This window comes from uncultured Roseobacter sp. (genome assembly GCF_947495025.1).
In the GTDB taxonomy this organism is placed as follows: domain Bacteria; phylum Pseudomonadota; class Alphaproteobacteria; order Rhodobacterales; family Rhodobacteraceae; genus Roseobacter.
Genome location: NZ_CANLXG010000002.1, coordinates 665259 through 685186, shown reverse-complemented (window position 1 = coordinate 685186; position 19928 = coordinate 665259). Strand labels below are relative to the sequence as shown.

The 19928-nt window shown below is 60.1% G+C and carries 23 protein-coding genes and 2 riboswitches; of the genes, 13 read left to right on the top strand and 10 right to left on the bottom strand.

Annotated elements, in window-relative coordinates; genetic code table 11:
* Positions 1-11 precede the first annotated feature (11 nt).
* Positions 12-791: a carnitinyl-CoA dehydratase gene (locus Q0792_RS11550; protein ID WP_298840411.1), complete on the top strand. Its 780-nt coding sequence runs from the start codon at positions 12-14 to the stop codon at positions 789-791.
* 43 nt (positions 792-834) lie between these two features.
* Positions 835-1689, top strand: coding sequence for an SDR family oxidoreductase (locus tag Q0792_RS11545; RefSeq protein ID WP_298840409.1), 855 nt, complete (start codon positions 835-837; stop codon positions 1687-1689).
* On the opposite strand, the gene dxs is transcribed toward Q0792_RS11545, so the two are convergent.
* From dxs to Q0792_RS11520, 5 genes are all read right to left on the bottom strand, one after another.
* Positions 1686-3614, bottom strand: coding sequence for a 1-deoxy-D-xylulose-5-phosphate synthase (gene dxs, locus Q0792_RS11540; protein WP_298840406.1), 1929 nt, complete (start codon positions 3612-3614; stop codon positions 1686-1688). The two genes, Q0792_RS11545 and dxs, sit on opposite strands and share 4 nt — an antisense overlap.
* 11 nt (positions 3615-3625) lie before the next feature.
* Positions 3626-4426: a polyprenyl synthetase family protein gene (locus tag Q0792_RS11535; RefSeq protein WP_298841859.1), complete on the bottom strand. Its 801-nt coding sequence runs from the start codon at positions 4424-4426 to the stop codon at positions 3626-3628.
* Between the two features lie 70 nt (positions 4427-4496).
* Positions 4497-4739: an exodeoxyribonuclease VII small subunit gene (locus Q0792_RS11530; RefSeq protein ID WP_298840404.1), complete on the bottom strand. Its 243-nt coding sequence runs from the start codon at positions 4737-4739 to the stop codon at positions 4497-4499.
* A 75-nt stretch (positions 4740-4814) separates the two neighbouring features.
* A complete protein-coding gene (locus Q0792_RS11525; protein ID WP_298840402.1) occupies positions 4815-5516 on the bottom strand; it encodes a response regulator in 702 nt (233 codons plus the stop codon).
* The gene (locus Q0792_RS11520; protein WP_298840400.1) at positions 5513-6025 is read right to left on the bottom strand and encodes a MarR family transcriptional regulator; all 513 of its coding nucleotides are present in this window, start codon (positions 6023-6025) and stop codon (positions 5513-5515) included. Before Q0792_RS11520 ends, Q0792_RS11525 begins: the two co-directional genes overlap by 4 nt.
* 171 nt (positions 6026-6196) lie before the next feature.
* On the opposite strand from Q0792_RS11520, the gene Q0792_RS11515 reads away from it, so the two are divergent.
* Together Q0792_RS11515 and Q0792_RS11510 are read left to right on the top strand one after the other, a co-directional pair.
* The gene (locus tag Q0792_RS11515) at positions 6197-7066 is read left to right on the top strand and encodes a branched-chain amino acid aminotransferase (RefSeq protein WP_298840399.1); all 870 of its coding nucleotides are present in this window, start codon (positions 6197-6199) and stop codon (positions 7064-7066) included.
* Positions 7067-7070: 4 nt separating this feature from the next.
* Entirely contained in the window at positions 7071-7412 is a 342-nt protein-coding gene (locus Q0792_RS11510) for a nuclear transport factor 2 family protein (RefSeq protein WP_298840396.1), read from the top strand.
* 18 nt (positions 7413-7430) lie between these two features.
* Here Q0792_RS11510 and Q0792_RS11505 read toward each other — a convergent pair whose 3' ends face one another.
* The 3 genes from Q0792_RS11505 to Q0792_RS11495 all read right to left on the bottom strand — a co-directional run bounded on the left by Q0792_RS11505 (position 7431) and on the right by Q0792_RS11495 (position 9497).
* Positions 7431-8039, bottom strand: a complete 609-nt coding sequence (locus tag Q0792_RS11505) for a DUF6434 domain-containing protein (RefSeq protein WP_298840393.1) — start codon at positions 8037-8039, stop codon at positions 7431-7433.
* Between the two features lie 30 nt (positions 8040-8069).
* Positions 8070-9044 carry a DMT family transporter gene (locus tag Q0792_RS11500; protein ID WP_298840390.1) on the bottom strand — a complete coding sequence of 325 codons (975 nt, stop codon included), beginning with the start codon at positions 9042-9044 and terminating at the stop codon, positions 8070-8072.
* 72 nt (positions 9045-9116) lie between these two features.
* Positions 9117-9497: a DM13 domain-containing protein gene (locus Q0792_RS11495; protein WP_298840387.1), complete on the bottom strand. Its 381-nt coding sequence runs from the start codon at positions 9495-9497 to the stop codon at positions 9117-9119.
* A gap of 133 nt (positions 9498-9630) precedes the next feature.
* On the opposite strand from Q0792_RS11495, the gene Q0792_RS11490 reads away from it, so the two are divergent.
* The gene (locus tag Q0792_RS11490) at positions 9631-10218 is read left to right on the top strand and encodes a TetR/AcrR family transcriptional regulator (RefSeq protein ID WP_298840384.1); all 588 of its coding nucleotides are present in this window, start codon (positions 9631-9633) and stop codon (positions 10216-10218) included.
* Positions 10219-10224: 6 nt separating this feature from the next.
* Here the strand turns inward: Q0792_RS11490 and aroC are convergent, their stop codons facing one another.
* Complete coding sequence (aroC, locus tag Q0792_RS11485; protein WP_298840382.1) at positions 10225-11325, bottom strand: chorismate synthase; 1101 nt, start codon at positions 11323-11325, stop codon at positions 10225-10227.
* A gap of 92 nt (positions 11326-11417) precedes the next feature.
* Positions 11418-11518: riboswitch (TPP riboswitch) on the top strand.
* Between the two features lie 37 nt (positions 11519-11555).
* Here aroC and Q0792_RS11480 point away from each other — a divergent pair.
* The 3 genes from Q0792_RS11480 to thiQ are packed head-to-tail and all read left to right on the top strand — an operon-like array spanning position 11556 to position 14750.
* On the top strand, positions 11556-12539 hold the full coding sequence (locus tag Q0792_RS11480) for a thiamine ABC transporter substrate binding subunit (RefSeq protein ID WP_298840380.1): 984 nt from the start codon (positions 11556-11558) through the stop codon (positions 12537-12539).
* Positions 12515-14071 (top strand): thiamine/thiamine pyrophosphate ABC transporter permease ThiP, encoded by a 1557-nt coding sequence (locus Q0792_RS11475; RefSeq protein ID WP_298840378.1) that lies wholly within the window; start codon positions 12515-12517, stop codon positions 14069-14071. Before Q0792_RS11480 ends, Q0792_RS11475 begins: the two co-directional genes overlap by 25 nt.
* Positions 14058-14750: a thiamine ABC transporter ATP-binding protein gene (gene thiQ / locus Q0792_RS11470; RefSeq protein ID WP_298840377.1), complete on the top strand. Its 693-nt coding sequence runs from the start codon at positions 14058-14060 to the stop codon at positions 14748-14750. Before Q0792_RS11475 ends, thiQ begins: the two co-directional genes overlap by 14 nt.
* Here the strand turns inward: thiQ and Q0792_RS11465 are convergent.
* The gene (locus tag Q0792_RS11465; protein WP_298840376.1) at positions 14747-15190 is read right to left on the bottom strand and encodes a 6,7-dimethyl-8-ribityllumazine synthase; all 444 of its coding nucleotides are present in this window, start codon (positions 15188-15190) and stop codon (positions 14747-14749) included. The genes thiQ and Q0792_RS11465 overlap by 4 nt on opposite strands.
* Positions 15191-15267: 77 nt before the next feature.
* Positions 15268-15415, bottom strand: a riboswitch (FMN riboswitch).
* Between the two features lie 63 nt (positions 15416-15478).
* On the opposite strand from Q0792_RS11465, the gene Q0792_RS11460 reads away from it, so the two are divergent.
* From Q0792_RS11460 to Q0792_RS11440, 5 genes are all read left to right on the top strand, one after another.
* Positions 15479-16108: an FMN-binding negative transcriptional regulator gene (locus Q0792_RS11460; RefSeq protein ID WP_298840374.1), complete on the top strand. Its 630-nt coding sequence runs from the start codon at positions 15479-15481 to the stop codon at positions 16106-16108.
* Positions 16109-16148: 40 nt separating this feature from the next.
* Positions 16149-16760, top strand: coding sequence for a glutathione S-transferase (locus Q0792_RS11455; protein ID WP_298840372.1), 612 nt, complete (start codon positions 16149-16151; stop codon positions 16758-16760).
* Positions 16761-16953: 193 nt separating this feature from the next.
* Positions 16954-17514, top strand: coding sequence for a ubiquinol-cytochrome c reductase iron-sulfur subunit (petA, locus tag Q0792_RS11450; protein ID WP_298840370.1), 561 nt, complete (start codon positions 16954-16956; stop codon positions 17512-17514).
* A 12-nt stretch (positions 17515-17526) separates the two neighbouring features.
* The gene (gene petB, locus Q0792_RS11445) at positions 17527-18867 is read left to right on the top strand and encodes a cytochrome b (RefSeq protein WP_298840368.1); all 1341 of its coding nucleotides are present in this window, start codon (positions 17527-17529) and stop codon (positions 18865-18867) included.
* A gap of 12 nt (positions 18868-18879) precedes the next feature.
* Positions 18880-19668: a cytochrome c1 gene (locus Q0792_RS11440; protein WP_298840366.1), complete on the top strand. Its 789-nt coding sequence runs from the start codon at positions 18880-18882 to the stop codon at positions 19666-19668.
* The last annotated feature ends 260 nt before the right edge of the window (positions 19669-19928 follow it).

Here is a 19928-nt window from a genome sequence, read left to right as displayed (position 1 = left end):
CAGGAGCAATGATGAACCCGATCAGAACAGAAACCCGCGGAGCGGTTTTCGAGGTCACCCTGGACCGCCCCAAGGCCAATGCGATCGATCTGCAGACGTCCCGGCAGATGGGGGAGGTTTTCGCTGCATTCCGGGATGATCCGGATCTGCGTGTTGCGATCATTACCGGTGGAGGTGACCGGTTTTTCTGCCCGGGATGGGATCTCAAGGCGGCGGCAGATGGTGACGCCGTAGATGGTGATTATGGCGTCGGCGGATTTGGTGGTCTGCAGGAGCTGCGCGACCTCAACAAACCGGTGATTGCGGCGGTGAACGGGATCGCCTGCGGGGGCGGTCTGGAACTGGCGCTGAGTGCGGATATGATCCTGGCCGCAGATCACGCTCAGTTCGCGCTTCCTGAAATTCGATCCGGAACAGTTGCGGACGCCGCTTCGGTCAAACTGCCGAAACGCATCCCCTATCACATTGCAATGGAGCTTTTGCTGACGGGGCGCTGGTTTGACGCGGCGGAGGCGAAACACTGGGGCCTGGTGAACGAAATTCTGCCGGCAGCCGATCTGATGGACCGCGCGCGTGCTCTGGCCGACCTGCTGGCATCGGGTCCGCCGCTGGTCTATGCGGCGATCAAAGAGATCGTACGCGATGCCGAGGACGCAAAGTTTCAGGATGCCATGAACCGTATCACTGGCCGGCAGCTCGCGACGGTTGACCGGCTTTATGCTTCCGAGGACCAGCTGGAAGGCGCGCGCGCCTTTGCGGAAAAACGGGATCCTGTCTGGAAAGGACGCTGAAACCGGGCTTGCGCATCGCGCCTGTGAGGGTCACTTTCCGGATATGAGCAAAACGCTTCTTTCTCTTGGCCATGGGTTCAGTGCACGCGCTCTGGCGGCCCGTCTGGTGCCGCAGGGCTGGCGCGTGATCGGAACAACGCGGTCTGAGGAAAAGGCAGAAGCCATCCGGCAGACCGGCGTGGCGCCGCTGATCTGGCCAGGCAGCGATCTTTCGGAACACCTGCGGGCCGCCGATGCCCTGCTGATTTCAGCAGGCCCCGGGCCGGATGGCGACCCCGTTCTGGCGGAATGCCGTGCGGCGGTTGAGGCGGCGGCCAGCGGGTTTGAATGGGCCGGATATCTGTCTACCACGGGCGTTTACGGGGATCATCACGGTGGCTGGGTCGACGAGACCGCAGCCCTGACCCCTGCGACAAAGCGCGGGCAGGCCCGCGTTGAGGCCGAGGCGGCCTGGCGGGATGTTCCCGGTCTGCCGCTGCATATCTTCCGGCTTGCGGGGATTTATGGACCCGGGCGCGGCCCTTTTGCAAAGGTGCGGAGCGGGACCGCGCGGCGGATTATCAAAGAGGGTCAGGTGTTTTCGCGCATCCATGTCGACGATATCGCGCAGGTACTTGAGGCGTCGATGCGGCGTCCGCGTCCGGGAGCGATCTACAACGTCTGTGACAATGATCCGGCACCGCCGCAGGACGTGCTGGCCTATGCGGCAGAGCTGTTGGGCGTGCCGCTGCCTCCGACGGTGAATTTCGATGAGGCCGATATGACACCCATGGCGCGCAGCTTTTATGCCGAGAGCAAAAAAGTGCGCAACGACCTCATTCTTAATGAGCTGGGTGTCGAGCTGATCTATCCCGACTATCGCACCGGTTTGCAGCAGATGCTGGCGCAGGAGGACTAGGCCCGCGCCTCGCCGATCTGCGCGATGCCCAGCACCGACAGCACTTTGCTTTCGATATCTGCGGCGTTCATGCCTGCAACAGCATACATGTCTGCCGGGCTGGCCTGGTCGATAAAGATATCCGGCAGGACCATGGAGCGGAATTTCAGGCCGTTATCAAAAACGCCTTCCTCGGCCAGCAGCTGCGAGACATGGCTGCCAAAGCCGCCCACGGCACCTTCCTCGATGGTGATAAGCGCTTCATGATCTGCGGCCAGCTGCAGAATGAGATCCCTGTCGAGCGGTTTGGCAAACCGGGCGTCGGCAATGGTTGGGGATATCCCCCGGGCGAGCAGGGCCTCGGCGGCCTCTTCGGTTTCCGCGAGACGTGTTCCAAAGGACAGCAATGCGACGCGCGCGCCCTTTGCGATGATCCGGCCCTTGCCGATCTCCAGCACCTCGCCACGCTCGGGCATGTCGACACCCTTGCCTTCACCGCGCGGGAACCGGAAGGCAATCGGGCCGTCATCGTGCGCGGCGGCGGTCGCAACCATGTGTTTCAGCTCTGCTTCATCCGCGGCAGCCATAACCACAAATCCGGGCAGATTGCTCAGATACCCGATGTCGAACGAACCGGCATGGGTGGCCCCATCGGCCCCCACAAGACCGGCGCGGTCAATGGCAAAGCGGACGGGCAGGCGCTGGATCGCTACGTCATGCACCACCTGGTCGTACCCGCGTTGCAGGAATGTGGAATACATCGCGCAGAATGGCTTCATCCCGCCCGCCGCAAGGGCCGCAGAGAAAGTAACACCGTGCTGTTCGGCGATGCCCACGTCAAAGCACCGGCTGGGATAGCGTTCGGCAAACAGGTTCAGACCGGTACCGTCTGGCATCGCCGCTGTGACCGCGCAGATTTTGTCGTCGCCCGCCGCCTCCTGCAGCAGGCTTTCGGCAAAGACCTTTGTATAACTCGGCGCGTTGGACGGCGCTTTTTTCTGCTCGCCTGTGACCACATCGAATTTTGCGGTCGCGTGGCCTTTGTCGCGCGCGGTTTCCGCAGGCGCGTATCCTTTGCCCTTTTTGGTCAGGACGTGGATCAGAATAGGACCGGTGGCGCGCGATTTTACCGTGCGCAGAACAGGCAGCAGCTGATCCATGTCGTGACCGTCGATCGGGCCGAGGTATGAAAAGCCCAGCTGTTCAAAGAGCGTATTGCCGACGGCCATTCCCTTGAGCACATCCCTGGCGCGTTTCGCGCCTTCGCGGAAGGGTTCCGGCAACAGGCTGACCGCACCTTTGGCAGCGGCTTTGAAGTCCTGGAACGGTTCTTCGGCGTAGAGGCGGCTGAGATAGGAAGACATGGCCCCCACAGGCGGGGCAATCGACATTTCGTTGTCGTTCAGAATGACGATCAGGCGCTTTTTGAGGTGACCGGCGTTGTTCATCGCCTCATAGGCCATGCCAGCGCTCATCGAGCCGTCGCCGATCACTGCTATAGCGTCCCCCAGACCTTCGGGGACTACGCCGCCCAGATCCCGCGCCACGGCAAACCCCAGTGCGGCCGAGATCGAGGTCGAACTGTGCGCGGCGCCAAACGGATCATAAGGGCTCTCGCTGCGTTTGGTGAAACCGCTCAGCCCGTCTTTCATGCGCAGCGTGCGGATCCGGTCGCGCCGGCCGGTGAGGATTTTGTGCGGATAACACTGGTGTCCCACGTCCCAGATCAGCTTGTCGCGTGGTGTGTCAAATACTGCGTGCAATGCGACGGTCAGTTCCACAACGCCGAGGCCTGCGCCCAGATGACCGCCAGTGACAGACACAGCCGAGATCGTCTCTGACCGCAGCTCATCCGCGACCTGACGCAGTTCGCGGTCGCTGAGACCTTTGAGATCTGCCGGGCGCGTGATCCTGTCGAGCATCGGAGTATCGGGTCTGTCGGCCATCGTCTGGTTCCTCAGTGCGTCCGCGTCACGACAAAGCGGGCAGCCTCTTTTAGGGTTTCGGCGCGGTCTGCGTAACCTGCCAGGCTGTCGCAGGCTTCTTCGACCAGCGCGCCGGCCCTTGCGCGTGCGCCGTCGACACCTAGCAGAGAGACGAACGTCGCTTTGCCGGCGTCAGCGTCCTTGCCGACCGCCTTGCCAACTGTAGCGCTGTCGCCGGTTACATCCAGCAGATCGTCGGCAATCTGGAACGCAAGGCCGAGCGCGCGGGCATAAGCGCTCAGCGGGCCGGTGTCTGCTCGGGCCAGGCGTGCGCCGGCTGTGGCCGACCATTCGATCAGTGCGCCCGTTTTTCCCTGCTGCAGAGTTGTTATTTCATCGAGTCCGAGCGGATCCGGGCTGGTTTCAGCTGCAATGTCCAGCGCCTGTCCCAGCACCATGCCCTGCGCGCCGCCGGCCCGGGCCAGGGTCAGCGCAAGGTCCGCACGGACCGCTGCATCAGGGCTGCATTCAGGACGGGTAACCAGTTCGAAGGCCAGGGTCTGCAGCGCGTCACCTGCCAGAACCGCAGTAGCGTCATCCCATTTTTTGTGAACCGTCGGCTGGCCGCGCCGCAGATCATCATCGTCCATACAGGGCAGATCATCGTGCACCAGACTGTAGGCATGCAGCGCTTCGATGGCCGTGGCAGGCCAGATCGCCTGGTCTTCACCGGTGTCATGCAGGCGGGCGCTTTCCAGCACCAGAAAACCGCGCAGTCTTTTGCCCCCGTTGACGGCATGCGCCATCGCATCAACAACAGGGACCCTCGGCATACCACCCAGCACTGCATCAAAGGATGCCTGGACTGCCCGCGCGGCAGCACCCAGTCGTGTCTCAAACACCTCAGAGTCCTTCGACAGGTTTTGTTCCGGTGGCCTGACCGTCCCCGTCCAGGGTGATGGCCGCGACCTTCTCCTCGGCTTCTTTCAGCTTGGTCTCGCAGCGGGCCTTGAGAGCTGCGCCACGTTCATAGAGTGCGATGCTCTCATCCAGCGCCACATCCCCGCGTTCCAGCTGGCCCAGAACTTTCTCAAGTTCTGCCATTGCGTCTTCAAAACTCATTTCTGCTACGGGGGTATCTGACATCGTGGTGTTCCGGCTCTTATTTCACCGGCACATATACCGGGTTAGGACACCGCGCGCCAGACCGGCCGGTCGCGCTTATTCAGGTGCCAGCATGTATCCCGCGCCACGCACCGTCTGCAGATAGCGGGGCTGTTTCGGGTCGGCCTCGATTTTGCGGCGCAACCGGGTGATCTGGACATCCACAGCCCGCTCCTGGGCCTGACCCCGGTCACGTCCCAGTTCCTCAACCAGACGTGCCCGGCTGATGGGTTCGTTGCAGTTGCCCGAGAAAATCTTCATCAGCAGTATTTCAGTTGCTGTCAGCCTGACCAGCTCTTCGCCGCGCCACATCTCTCCACGCTCCATGTCGTACCGTATCGGGCCGAGCGTCAGGACCTTGGGCGCGGTCTCGTCCGCCGGTGCTTCGGGCACACGTCTCAGGATTGCGTTGATCCTGAGCAGCAGCTCGCGCGGTTCAAAGGGTTTGGGCAGGTAGTCGTCCGCACCGGCTTCCAGACCTTCGATGCGGTTGCCGGTTTCGCCTTTGGCAGTCAGCAGCAGGATCGGCACCGCGTTGTTTTCACGCAGGGAGCGCGTCAGTTCCAGCCCATCCTCGCCCGGCATCATCACATCGAGGACAATAAGGTCGAAATCCAGGCCGGACAAAATGCGCCTTGCGTGTGCCGCGTCGCGGGCTGAAGTGACCAGAAAACCGTTGCGGATCAGAAACTTCTGCAGAAGGGTGCGGATACGTTCGTCGTCGTCGACGATCAGGAGATGCGCGTCAAAATCGCTCATGTCGTTGTATCTTTCAGTCTGGTGTAGGCGAACCGCATTTCTTTATCCATCATAGCCTCGAGCACCCGACGAAAGCCGGCGACTGCATCCGGACCTGCGTCGCGAAATGCCATTCGCATCCGCGCCCGCTGTGCATCCGACAGTTTCTGCTCAAGTGCTTTACCCTCCTCTGTCAGAAACAGGTGCCGCTCGCGCTTGTCGGCCTTTCCGATCCTGCTCTCTACCAGACCATCCTCGATCAGGGTGCGCAAGACCCGGTTCAGTGACTGTTTGGTAACGCCAAGAATGTTGAGAAGGTTATTCACAGTGGTGCCGGGCGCACGGTTGATAAAGTGAACAGCGCGGTGATGCGCCCGTCCATAGGCCATGTCCGCCAGAATTCTGTCAGGATCGGCGGTAAAGCCACGGTAGGCAAAAAACATTGCCTCAATCCCCTGGCGCAACTGCTCGTCCGTCAGAAACAGAAGGTTTTCATTGCGATAGCCGGCTGGTGCCTGTCCCTCGGCCATGTCGTCATCCCCGCTTTGACGTCTCAGGTTTGTTACAGCATACGTCAGTCTTGTTGACATTCCAAGTATGAAGCGATATCGAATCGCAGGTTTTGCGCAATTATATGTCCGTACCGGACGTAATTTGCGCAACATCTGGAAATTTAGATCTGATCCCGGGAAGGAAATGAGATGGCGGGTGCATATAACGACCGTGACGGAACGATCTGGATGGATGGCCAGATGATCGACTGGCGCGAGGCAAACGTCCATATCCTGACCCATGCCATGCACTATGCCTCGTCGGTTTTTGAAGGCGAACGGGCCTATAACGGAAAGATTTTCAAGAGCCGCGAACACTCCGAGCGTCTGAAGCGTTCCGCCGAGATGATCGATTTTGAGATCCCCTGGACTGTCGACGAGATCGAGGCCGCCAAGGTCGAGGTTCTCGCCGCTTCCGGTCTGCAGGACGCTTATGTGCGCGCGATTGCGTGGCGTGGCGCTGGCGAGGACATGGGTGTCGCCTCTGCGCGCAACCCTGTCCGTCTGGCCATCGCTGCGTGGGAGTGGGGGGCGTATTATGGTGACGCCAAGATGAAAGGCGCAAAGCTGGACATCTCAAAGTGGAAGCGCCCCAGCCCGGAGACGATCCCGAGCCATGCCAAGGCGGCGGGTCTTTATATGATATGCACCATGTCCAAGCATGCGGCCGAGGCCAGGGGCTGTTCTGATGCGATGATGTTTGACTATCGCGGCTATGTGGCCGAGGCGACGGGCGCGAATATCTTCTTTGTTAAAGACGGAGAAGTGCACACACCTGATCCGGACTGTTTTCTCAACGGCATTACGCGCCAGACCGTCATCGGTATGCTGAAAGACCGCCAGATCAGAGTGCATGAGCGTCACATCATGCCCGAAGAGCTGGAAGGGTTCGAGCAGTGCTGGCTGACCGGCACCGCTGCCGAGGTGACACCGGTCGGACAGATCGGGGATTATAACTTTGAGGTCGGCAGCCTGACGCGCGACATCGCCGAAGGGTACGAAAAACTGGTTCGCGCGTAACCGCGTGGACTATGCAGCCTTTGCCGAGGCCTGGGAAGCCGCGTGGAACTCCCACGATCTTGACCGCATCCTCGCCCACTACAGCGCGGATGTGGTCTTTCGCTCTCAGAAGGCGATGCGCCTGACCGGGCGCGGCGAGCTTTTTGGGCGCTATGCGCTGCGGGCCTATTGGGCAGCGGCTCTGGAACAACAGCCTGATCTGTCATTCGTTGTTGTCGATGTGCTTCACGGGCACGGGATGATGGTGATTACCTATCGCAACCAGCACGGCGTCCTGGCGGCAGAGACCCTGCGGTTCGGCCAGGACGGCCTGATCGTCGAGGCATCGGCCTGCCACGCGCGCTGATCTGAAGTGCCGGGAGGTTCAGAGGTCGAGGTCGGACCGTTCATAGACGTGACGTCCGGTGTCTGAAGGCAGCCCCTTTTTCAGCGCCCAGAAGTGACGCACCTCTTTCATGCCCATGTGCGGGTTATCTGCGAGAAAGTCCCGGGTGTACTGGTTGAACTGGTTGTGGTTTGCAATTTCAGACTGGAAACCGGGCTGCGCCTCTTCGGCCTTCATGCGGTGGTATTCCGAGACTGCTTCCGCAAGCGTCCGGCCTGTGTTGGATTTCATCCATTTCATGAAAGCGATGTTGAACTTAAATGCCGGATCCGCATGCGTTTTGAAGAAACGGCGGACGTTCTGCGAGTTTCTGTAACTGTCGGTGATCACAGTTTCGGGTGTCAGCTCCGCACTGTGCCAGTCAAAACGGGATCGCGGCGTGGTGCGTCTGTCCCCGGGCCAGACGGTCTCGCCCGTATCGAGAAAGTGTGCCAGCCGGTCGAGAATTGTAAACTTGCCCCCTGTGTGCCGCAGCCCCAGAGCCCTGGCATGTGCCTCCAGTTCCGGTTTTAGCCAGTACCACCTGCGCAGCTCGGTGCCCGTGGTGATCTGCCCGATGGGTGGTCTCAGGTCACGGCGCTTGTCCATGCCAGAAAGCTAGGCGTATGCCGTTGTTGTTCAAGGCGCGCCGGTCGGGGTCTGGTTGGGCTTTGATTTGCTCCGGTCGAGTCCGAGCTGCCGCTCGCGCCAGATGATCAGAATGCCGCCGGCAATCACCAGTGCAGCACCAATGATGATGGGGCCGGTCGGCACTTCGTCAAAGACCACGTATCCGATCAGACCAGCAAAAATCATGGAAGCATAGTCAAATGGTGCCAGCATCGAGGCGCCGCCGAACCGGTAAGACGACGTCACCATGATCTGTGCGACACCGCCCACCAGCCCGGCAGAAATCATCATGCCCACAACCCAGCCCGGAGGTACGACCCAGACCAGCGACGGGTGGCTGTATATCAGACCCAGCGGCATACTGAGCAGGGCGATGCAGCTTGCTGTCACAGAGAAATAAAACACAATTGCGGCCGTGTGGTCCGTCTGCACCAGGCGGCGTACATGGATCTGCACGAGCGCCCGCAGAATAGATGCGGCAAGGACCATCAGTGCCCCGGCGGTCGCAGCCGTAGAAAGCGTATCTGCACCAACACTCAGGCGCGGCGCGATCACGATCAGGACGCCGATCAGGCCGAGACCCACAGCGGAAAGGCGGAAAAGGCGGATACGCTCACCCAGAAAAACGGCAGCGAAAATCACTGCAAAAATTGGCGTGGCATAGCCGATGGCGGTCACTTCGGGCAGCGGCAGCAGGCCCAGTCCGGCAAAGGTAAGTCCCATAGCCGAGGTGCCAAAAAGTCCGCGCCAGACATGCCCCATCAGATTGGACGGCACCAGGCCATAGCGCAGCTGCCCGCGCTGCCAGAGCCAGAGGGTAATCACCGGAATGGCAAAAAATGATCTGAAAAAAACGGCCTGGCCGGGCGGGACCTCGTCCGAGACGGCTTTGATGATCGCGGCCATCACCATAAAGAGAAAGACCGCGGCCAGCTTGAGAGCTATGGCGCGGCCGGGTCTGTTCTGGGTCAGGTCAGAGGGCATAGGAGTTCTTTGCGCCTCTGGCGGGGAAAGATCAAGCGCCGCAAGGGAAAACGGCGCCTGATCAGAGGCATATCAGTTCAGCGCAGCAACGCCGAGCGGTACCGAGAATTTCAGGCACCAGATATAAATTTCGTTGTAGTCGTCTAGGTTGACGGAGGCCGGCACGATGTAGGTCTGTTTGCCAGTCAGGTTTTTCAGAGCGCCGAGGTCAGCTTCGAGCGCGTATTCACCGTCTTTGCCAAAACCCACGCGCGGGTCGGGCGCGCCGTCCAGTGAGAAATCTTCATGCAGGGTGACGGTCGCGGTGCCGTCGTCATTGCGAACGATCGTTACCTTACCGGTGGTGATGTGGTCGCTCGCGCCTGTGAAGGTGCTGCTGGTGTCGGCCTGTGCGCCAAAGGTTGTCAGTGCGGTGAGGCCGGCGATGAGTACGGCTGTGACGAGGTTTTTCATGTTTTTGTCCATTTCTGCGGTTCCGATGAGCGACATATAGAATTAGGAACCGAATGGTACAATACACAAAACTGTGATTGTGTATCGATTAGTTCCCAATTATATAGGGGCGACATGAAAACATGAGGGTGCCATGGCGCGACCAAGAGAATTCGATACAGACGAGGCAATCCGGAAAGCTGCTGACGTTTTCTGGGCCAAAGGGTATGAGGATGCCTCTCTGCCCGACCTTCTCGAAGGGATGGGTCTGACCCGTGGCAGTCTGTACAAGGCATTTCAGGATAAAAAGTCGCTGTATCTGCGGGTGCTTGATCACTACGAGACTGTTGCCGTGGATAAAGCCGTCCGGCGGCTCACAGATATCAGCGTCCCGGACGGCCGCCGCAGGGTGCTGGGGTTGTTCAAGGGCGTCGTGCAGGCGGTCAGTGATGGTGACCGGCGCGGTTGCCTTTTGTGTACCGCAGCGGCTGGAAATGAAATGTCTGACCCTGAGATCGCGGCGGCTGTGAACAATGGTCTGCGCCGGATCCGCGATGCTCTGGCCGTGGCGCTGTCGGCGTCGCCTCTGCATGACACCATGCAGCCCGATGCGCGGGCCACGCTCGCCAATGTTCTGCTGACTCAGTATATCGGTCTCAGGGTGCTCGCGCGTTCATGTCTGCCGCTGGGTATTGTGGAGCAGAGCGGCCGCGGAATCGAAGAGCTGCTCAGAGCGCGCTGACGGCTTTTAGCCGATCCGGCCCTTGTTTTCACCGACCTGTCCGCGGTGCAGCAGCAGATGATCGAGGATCACGCAGGCCATCATCGCCTCACCTACAGGTACCGCGCGGATACCAACACAGGGATCGTGCCGCCCTTTGGTGATGATCTCGGTGTCCTCGCCGGATTTCGTGATCGTCCGGCGGGTGGTCAGGATACTCGAGGTCGGCTTTACGGCGAACCGGACCACGATGTCCTGCCCTGTGCTGATGCCGCCGAGTATGCCGCCTGCGTGGTTTGAGGAATATTCCGGCCCGTCCGGCCCCATTGAGATCTCATCTGCGTTCAGCTCGCCGGTCAGCATCGCCGCTGACATGCCCTCACCAATTTCGACACCCTTTACGGCGTTGATACTCATCATCGCCGCTGCCAGGTCGGTATCGAGCTTTCCGTAAACAGGGGCACCCAGTCCGGCTGGTACCCCGCGTGCAACAACCTCTATGACGGCGCCTACCGAGCTGCCCGATTTGCGCAGACCGTCCAGATAGGTCGCCCAGTCCGTTGCAGCTTTGGCGTCCGGCACCCAGAAGGGGTTCTCGTCAATCTGCGCCCAGTCAAAGCGGTCGCGGTCTATTTCATGTGCGCCCATGCGGGTCATGTACCCTTTGATCTCCAGCGCGGGGACCAGTGAGCGGAGTGCTGCGCGCGCGAGACCACCTGCCGCCACGCGCGCAGCGGTCTCGCGCGCGCTCGAGCGACCGCCGCCGCGGTAATCGCGTACGCCATATTTCTGGTAATAGGTGATGTCCGCATGACCCGGGCGGAACTTCTCTTTGATGTCTCCGTAGTCTTTTGAACGCTGGTCGGTGTTTTCGATCATCAGCTGCACCGGCGTTCCGGTGGTCACGCCCTCAAAGGTGCCCGACAGGATCCTGACCTCATCGGCCTCGCGCCGCTGGGTCGTGTATTTGTTCTGGCCGGGTTTGCGCTTGTCCAGCCATTGCTGGATCATCGCCGCGTCGATTTCCACGCCTGGCGGGCAGCCGTCCACCGTCGCGCCAAGCGCCGGCCCGTGGCTTTCACCCCAGGTTGTCACACGGAAAAGATGGCCAAAACTGTTCATCGACATGAGCTTGCTCCTCTGACCCAGGTGCTTATCGGGGCCTGCGACGCGCCTCAAGACCTTATCGCTTGCCAATCCCGCGGTGGCACTTTACGTCTGATCGCACCTCGGGGGGCCTTTCCGGCTGAGATGCGTAACACGCGGACCCGTAGAACCTGAACCGGTTAAGACCGGCGGAGGGAAGGTTGACCTGATCATCCTCTTTCGCCGTCTGACGCATATGAAAAGGAATGATCATGCGTAAGACTTCTGTAATTGCTGCCACCCTGTTCTGCGCCAGCCAGGCCTGGGCGGACACACCTGTGCTGACTGTTTACGCAGGCGACTATTTTACCTCCGAATGGGGGCCCGGCCCGATGATTGAAGAGGGCTTTGAAGCTTTCTGTGAATGCGACCTGCAATGGTCGACCGGCGATCTGCTGCCGCGCCTTTTGCTTGAAGGCGAGCGGACTAAGGCAGATGTGGTCATCGGTCTGACATCGGATGTGACGGCCAAAGCGCGGGCCACCGGGCTTTTCGGCGCGCACGGCCAGGACAACAGCGCACTGACACTGCCGGTGGAATGGAGCGACGATACTTTCCTGCCGTTTAACTACGGCCACACGGCCTTCATCTATAACGAGACACTGATGGATGCGCCGCCGGCGAGTTTCGAGGAAATGCTGGCGCTGCCGGATGATGTGAAAATCGTCATCCAGGACCCGCGCACATCCATCTCCGGTCTCGCCCTGGTGCTCTGGGTGCAGGCTGTGTATGGCGACAAGGCAGACGAAGCCTGGGCGCAGCTGGCGCCAAAAATTCTGACCGTGACCAAAGACTGGTCCACCAGCTATGGCATGTTCACAGACGGCGAGGCCGATATGGTGCTCAGCTACACAACCTCGCCCGCCTATCACATGTTCGCCGAAGAAGATTTCACCAAAAAGGCCGCGATCTTCCCCGAGGGGCACTATTTCATGGTCGAAACAGTCGGCAAAATCGCCAAAACGGAACAGCCTGAACTGGCGGATGCCTTTATGGCCTATGTGATGTCGGGTGATTTTCAGTCGATGATCCCGACGGCGAACTGGTCGCTGCCCGCGGCGCTGCCAAAGGACCAGTGGCCTGAAGGCTGGTCGCAGCTGAACCTGCCTGAAAATGTTCTGTTCTACAGCGAAGCAGAAGCCACAGAGCTTCAGGCGCAGGCCATCGAGACATGGCGCGCAGCGCTCAGCCAGTAACCGGCCGATCCGGCCTGATCGCTGCGGCACTTATCGTCGCGGTGGTCATGCTGTCGTTTGTGGGCATCGGTCTTAGGGCCGGACCCGGTAGCGGGCTGGGCCCGGCGGACTGGGCGGCAATCAGGTTCACCCTGTTCCAGGCGGCGCTTTCCGCCCTGTTTTCTGTCGTTCTTGCCATACCGCTGGCCCGCGCTCTGGCGCGGCGGGAATTGCCGGGCAAAGGGCTGCTTATCACGCTGCTGGGTGCGCCCTTTATTCTTCCCGTCATTGTCGCGGTTCTCGGCCTGCTTGCGATTTTCGGTCGGAACGGCCTGCTGAACCAGGCACTGGCGCTCTTCGGGCTGCCCGAAGTCTCAATTTACGGGTTGCACGGCGTGGTGCTGGCCCATGTCTTCTTCAATCTGCCGCTCGCCACACGTCTGCTGCTTCAGGGATGGCAGAGCATTCCAGGCGAACATTTCCGGCTTGCAGCGCAGCTTGATCTGCCGCCGCGCATGATCTTTCACACGCTCGAATGGCCGATGATACGGCGGATACTGCCGGGGGCCGCCGCCCTTATCTTTGTGATCTGCCTGACCAGCTTTGCCGTGGCGCTCACCCTGGGCGGAGGCCCCAGGGCCACGACGATCGAGCTGGCTATTTATCAGGCGTTCCGGTTCGAGTTCGATCTGTCCCGGGCCGCCTTCCTGTCGGTACTGCAGCTCGTTCTGGCGGGCGCGGCGGCGGTCCTGGCGCTGCGCGTCATTCCGGATATTCCGATGACGGCGGGGATGGACCGCAAAGTGACGCGCTTCGATGCGCGCGGCGGACTGCAGCGTGCTCTGGATATCGCCGCAATTCTTGCCGGTGGGCTTTTTCTGCTGGGCCCGCTGACCGCAGTGACCCTGTCGGGTATCGCAGGACTGGTGTATGTTCCGGCAACCGCCTGGCAGGCCGCGTTTACGTCACTCTGGGTCGCCGGCCTCAGCATTGTGGTCATGCTCGCCCTGGCCCTGCCGCTCGCCGGCTGGATTGCGATCCGGGACAAAGGCAGCGCCGAGGCCGTGGGTCTTATCGGTCTGTCTGCTTCTCCGCTCATGCTCGGCGTGGGCTGGTTCATCCTGCTCAATCCGGTTGCTGACCCCGTTGCGCTCTCGCTGCCGGTCACAGCCGTGGTCAATGCGCTCATGGCGCTGCCCTTTGCCCTGCGTATCATCGTGCCCGGCGTGCGTGACGCTCTTACAGGCTATGGGCGTCTGTGTGTGACGCTGGGTTTAACCGGCCTGCAGGCATGGCGCTGGCTGATCCTGCCAAGGGCCCGCACGCAGATTGGCTTTGCGGCCGGGCTGACAGGTGCTCTGTCTGTGGGCGATCTGGGAGTCATCGCGCTGTTTTCTGATCCTGACCGGACGACGCTGCCTCTGCAGATGTACCGGCTTATGAGCGCCTACCGCACTGAGGCTGCCGCCGGTGCGGCGCTGCTCCTGCTGGCGATGGCGCTGGGCATTTTCTGGATCTGCGACCGGGGAGGGCGCTGGCATGCTGACACTTGAAGACCTGCGCATTGAACAGGGCAGTTTCGCGCTGTCGGCAGAAATGACCATTGCAACGGGGCGACGTGTCGCCGTTATCGGCCCTTCAGGGGCGGGTAAATCGACCCTGCTTGGCGCTGTCAGTGGTTTCGTGCCGCCTGCGTCCGGAAAGATTACGCTGAACAACGTGGATATTACCGGGGCAGCACCAGGTGACCGTCCTGTCTCGATGCTGTTCCAGGACAACAATCTTTTTCCGCATCTGACCCTGATGCAGAATGTCGGGCTGGGTCTGCGTCCTGCGCTGCGCCTGACCGGCGACGAGCAGGCTCGTATCAAAAGCGCTCTGGCGCGTGTGGGACTGGAAGGCATGGAGATGCGCAGGCCCGGTGCGCTGTCCGGCGGCCAGCAGAGCAGGGCGGCCCTCGCGCGGATTCTCGTTCAGAACCGCCCGCTTTTGTTGCTGGATGAGCCTTTTGCCGCTCTCGGCCCTGCGCTGCGGCGCGAAATGCTTGACCTCGTCCGGGACCTTGCGACCGAAACGGGCGCAACACTGCTTATGGTCACCCACGCACCCGAAGACGTGCTGCGCATTGCCGACGAGGTCATTTTTGTCGAAGGCGGGCGGGCGCATGCACCGGAACCGACGGCGGTTCTGATGGATAACCCGCCGCCGGCATTGCGCGCCTATCTGGGCTAGGCCGCCTGTGCTGCGAGAGCTTCGCGCGTCTTGAGGATGCCGAGTGCGGCGTCGGCGGCCTCGCGTCCCTTGGTGACAAAATGCGCGCGATAGATGGCGTTGTGATGGCTGGTTTCCTGATACTGGTGCGGTGTCAGCGACACCGACAGGACCGGCACACCGGTGTCCAACCCGGCGCGCATCAGGCCGTCGACAACGGATTGCGCCACAAAATCATGACGGTAGATACCGCCGTCCACAACAAATGCCGCGCAGATGACAGCGCCGTATTTTCCGGTCGCAGCCAGATCCCGGGCCATAAGGGGCATTTCGAAAGCGCCCGGCACGTCGAACACGTCGACCTGCGTTGCCGGTACCTGCTGCAGAAAACCATCCAGTGAACGGTCCACAATATCAGAGTGCCACTGCGCTTTGACAAAGGCGAAACGGGTGAGTGTCATATTGATCTCCTTTGGTACAGACACGTCCACCCAAGGCGATCACGGTCACGCGCAGGCACAGGGCGCCTGTCGTGGTTCCGCATTCTCTTTCATCCGGACTGTAACCGTCGGCTCCGGCATTTCACCGGATCTGCTGACACCTCTCTGATGAAAGGCCGCTCGCGGGCTCACGGCTTTTGGCCGTATACCGCCGGTGGGGAATTTCACCCCGCCCTGAGAATGCACCCAGCTTGTCAGGCGACAAAAAACCCTGCAAGAGCAAAAGCAACAGTAAAAGAGACCAGGGCGATGCATCCAAATCCGGTTTTCCACACACAGGACGCACAGACAAACCTCGCGTGGGCACGCGAGCGGGCCTTTGGTGTGCTGGCTGTCAGCGGAGCAGATGAACCCTTTATGGCGCATATTCCGTTTCTGCTGGACGACGATGGCCAGATGCTGTGGCTGCACCTTCTGCGCTCAAACCCTATCGCGCGTGCGCTCAGAAACGGACCGCTTGCCGCGCGCCTGGCCGTTTCGGGCCCCGACAGCTATGTCTCGCCCGACTGGTATGATGTGCCCGATCAGGTGCCGACGTGGAATTATGTGGCGGTTCATCTGACCGGCGATCTGGAATTGATCGGACAGGACCAGTTGCATGCGCTGCTTGATCGCCAGTCCGCGCTTTTTGAGGAACGCCTGTTGCCCAAGACGCCCTGGACCACCGGCAAAATGAGCGACGGCGTCATGGAGCGTATGATGCGGGCCATTGTGCCGTGCCGGATGCGGCTGAGCGGTGTTGACGGCACATGGAAGCTCAACCAGAACAAGCCGGATGCGGTGCGTACGCGGGCGGCGGACCACGTAGAGGCTTTCGGCCAGGGTACCGATCTGGCCGTGCTGGCGGCGCTGATGCGCGCGGCCAATGGACAGGACTGAACGGTCTGCTAGTGTCGCGGCGCAGCCAGAAGGATCCGCCATGAAGCTTTTTCACTCACCTCTGTCCCCCTATGTGCGCAAAGTTGTCGTTCTTTTGCACGAGCTGGAAAAATCAGACGCGGTTGCGCTTGAAACTGTCGCGACCACAGCTTTTGCGTCAGATCCATCGCTGTCTGCCGCAAATCCGCTGGCCAAAATCCCGGCCCTGCAGCGCGATGATGGCATCACTTTGTATGACAGCCGGGTCATCTGCGGATACCTGAACGAGCTTTTTGACGGGCAGATGTACCCGGTTGGCCCCGGAAGCTGGGAAAACCGCACGCTGGAGGCAACCGGCGACGGAATTATGGACTGTGCGGTGTCGATGGCCTATGAGCGCAAGCTGCGTCCGGAAAATGAGCAGTCGGATGGCTGGGTCGAAGCCCAGTGGAGCAAGGTCAGCCGGGCACTCGGGGTGCTCAACAACCGCTGGATGGGCCACCTCGAAGGGCCTGTGAGCATGGCGCACGTTTCGGTGGCATGTGCTTTGTCTTATGTGGATTTCCGGCATGGCGCCCGAAACTGGCGGGATGGAAACGAGGCTCTTGTCGCCTGGCACGCAGATTTTGATTCGCGCCCGTCGATGCAGGCAACCCGCCCCCCGGCTGCCTGAATTCACACTTAATAAGGATTTGGCCGTTACGCAGCCGAAATTCTCGCGTTCGGGGCCAGCCTGCGACGGTTTGCGCGTCTAAGGTTACTGGACGAGTGGGCGTCACACGGCTACATACCCGGATCAGCAGGCTGCGCGCGCGCGGCCGATACAGTACACAGGCCCTCAAAGGCCCATGAAATGGAGTGAACCCGTGTCGCACGCAGATGATCAGGAAGGCACCCGCAGGGATTTCCTTTATTACGCCACAGCCGGGGCGGGCGCTGTAACCGCAGGTGCCGCCATCTGGCCACTTGTCAACCAGATGAACCCATCAGCCGACGTACTGGCGCTGTCTTCCATCCGCGTGGATGTGAGTGGCATCGAGCCAGGGACGCAGATGACTGTAAAATGGCTTGGAAAGCCGGTATTTATCCGCCGCCGTACCGAAGACGAGATTGCTGCAGCGCGTGACGTCGAAGTTTCCGAGCTGCCTGATCCGCTGGCGGACAACGCCAACGGCCGTGCTGATGCGGATGCCTCTGATGAGAACCGCTCGCTGGATGAAGCCGGCGAATGGCTGGTGATGATGGGTGTCTGTACGCACCTCGGATGTGTGCCTCTTGGTGACGCCGGTGACTTTGGCGGCTGGTTCTGCCCGTGCCACGGTTCTCACTACGATACATCCGGCCGGATCCGCAAAGGTCCCGCACCGCGCAACCTGCCGGTGCCGGTTGCGGAATTCGTCGACGAATCAACGATTAAACTGGGTTAAGGGAGAAACCTCATGGCTGGAATTCCTCACGACCATTATGAACCCAAGGCTGCCTGGGAAAAAGGGCTGGCCAGGCGTCTGCCGATCGTCGGCCTGATGTACGACACTCTGATGATCCCGACACCCAAGAACCTCAACTGGATGTGGATCTGGGGCATCGTTCTGACATTTGTGCTGGTGCTGCAGATCGTCACCGGCATCGTGCTGGTGATGCATTACACGCCGCATGTCGACCACGCCTTTGCGTCGGTAGAGCACATCATGCGCAACGTGAACGGCGGCTACATGCTGCGGTATCTGCACTCAAACGGTGCCTCACTGTTCTTTGTGGCGGTTTATGCGCATATCTTCCGCGGTCTCTATTACGGGTCGTACAAAGCCCCCCGCGAGATCACGTGGATCATCGGTATGCTGATCTACCTGCTTATGATGGGTACTGCGTTCATGGGCTACGTTCTGCCCTGGGGTCAGATGTCCTTCTGGGGTGCAACCGTGATCACCGGTCTGTTTGGTGCGATCCCGTTCATCGGTGAAGCGCTGCAGACCTGGCTGCTGGGCGGGCCGGCGGTGGATAACGCCACTCTGAACCGGTTCTTCTCGCTGCACTATCTGCTGCCTTTTGTGATCCTTGGCCTTGTCGTTGTGCACATCTGGGCCTTCCACACGACCGGCAACAACAACCCGACAGGGGTTGAGGTCCGCCGGACGTCCAAGGAAGAAGCAGAGAAAGACACGCTGCCCTTCTGGCCATACTTCGTGATCAAGGACCTGTTCGCTCTGGCAGTGATTATGGCGGTGTTCTTTGCGATTGTCGGGTTTATGCCGAACTACCTGGGTCACCCCGATAACTACATCGAGGCCAATGCGCTGGCGACGCCCGCACACATCGTGCCCGAATGGTACTTCCTGCCGTTCTACGCGATCCTGCGTGCCTTCACAGACGAAGTCTGGGTTGTACAGTTCGCCTCTTTCATCACTGGTGGCATCATTGATGCGAAGTTCTTTGGTGTTATGGCGATGTTCGGTGCGATCGCTGTGATGGCGCTGGCGCCGTGGCTGGATACTTCATCGGTACGTTCGGGCCGTTACCGCCCGATGTTCAAATGGTGGTTTGCTCTGCTCGTGGTCGATTTCTTCGTCCTGATGTGGGTCGGTGCGATGCCTGCCGAAGAGCCGTTCAACACGATTTCGCTGATCGCGTCGGCTTACTGGTTTGCCTACTTCCTGGTAATCCTGCCGCTTCTTGGCGTCATCGAAAAACCACTGGTGCAGCCTGAAACCATCGAAGCCGATTTTGCCGCGAAAAAAGCAAAGTCCGGTGGTGGTGAAGCAGCCGCGACACCTGCGGAATAAAGGACAATGACAATGATTAAGAAACTTGCCCTTGCAACCGCGACGGTTCTTGGCCTCAGTTCAGGCGCAGCCTTTGCGGCTGGTGCGGCCGGCCACGTCGAAGACTTTGACTTCTCGTTCGAAGGGCCCTTTGGCACTTATGATCAGAACCAGCTTCAGCGCGGTCTGCAGATCTACACTGAAGTCTGCGCTGCCTGCCATGGTCTGAAGTTTGTGCCGATAAGGACACTTTCGGACGAAGGTGGACCGGATATGCCGGAAGATCAGGTGCGTGCTTACGCCGAGAACTTTGAGGTTTTTGACGCCGAGCTGGATGATTTCCGCACAGCAACCCCCGCAGATCACTTCCCGGAATCCGGGCTGGAGAACGCACCTGACCTCAGCCTGATGGCCAAGGCGCGTGCCGGTTTCCACGGTCCTTACGGGCTGGGCATCAACCAGTTCTTCAAAGGCATTGGTGGCCCTGAGTACATCGCCTCACTTCTGACCGGCTACACCGGCAAGGAAAAGGAAGAGGCTGGTGTCACACTGTACGAGAACACGGCGTTCCCAGGTGGGTACATCTCCATGGCACCACCGCTCTACGACGAACAGGTTGAATTTGCTGATGGTCATGCAAACGACATCCACCATATGGCAGAAGACGTCTCGGCGTTTCTGATGTGGACAGCTGAGCCGAAAATGATGGCCCGTAAACAGGCTGGCTTTGTCGGAGTGCTGTTCCTGACGATCCTGTCGGTTCTTTTGTATCTGACAAACAAGCGTCTCTGGGCACCGATCAAAGGTAAGAAAACCAGCTGACCCGGTGATCAGAAATGAGCACATGAAAAAACCCCCCGGCAGAAACTGCGCGGGGGGTTTTCCGTCTGTACCTCCGGTAAAGGAGGCTAATTACAGACCCTGGGGAGAGTACAAATCAACCGGGAAACGTGCCTGCGTGCAATTGGCAGATAATACTTGATAAACACGCATGCTTCACTCGGTCGTACGCTAAAAGTCCTTGTTACCACTGACACCCGAAATACGGTGTCCACCTCTCACTCTCACTGACAATAACCGGA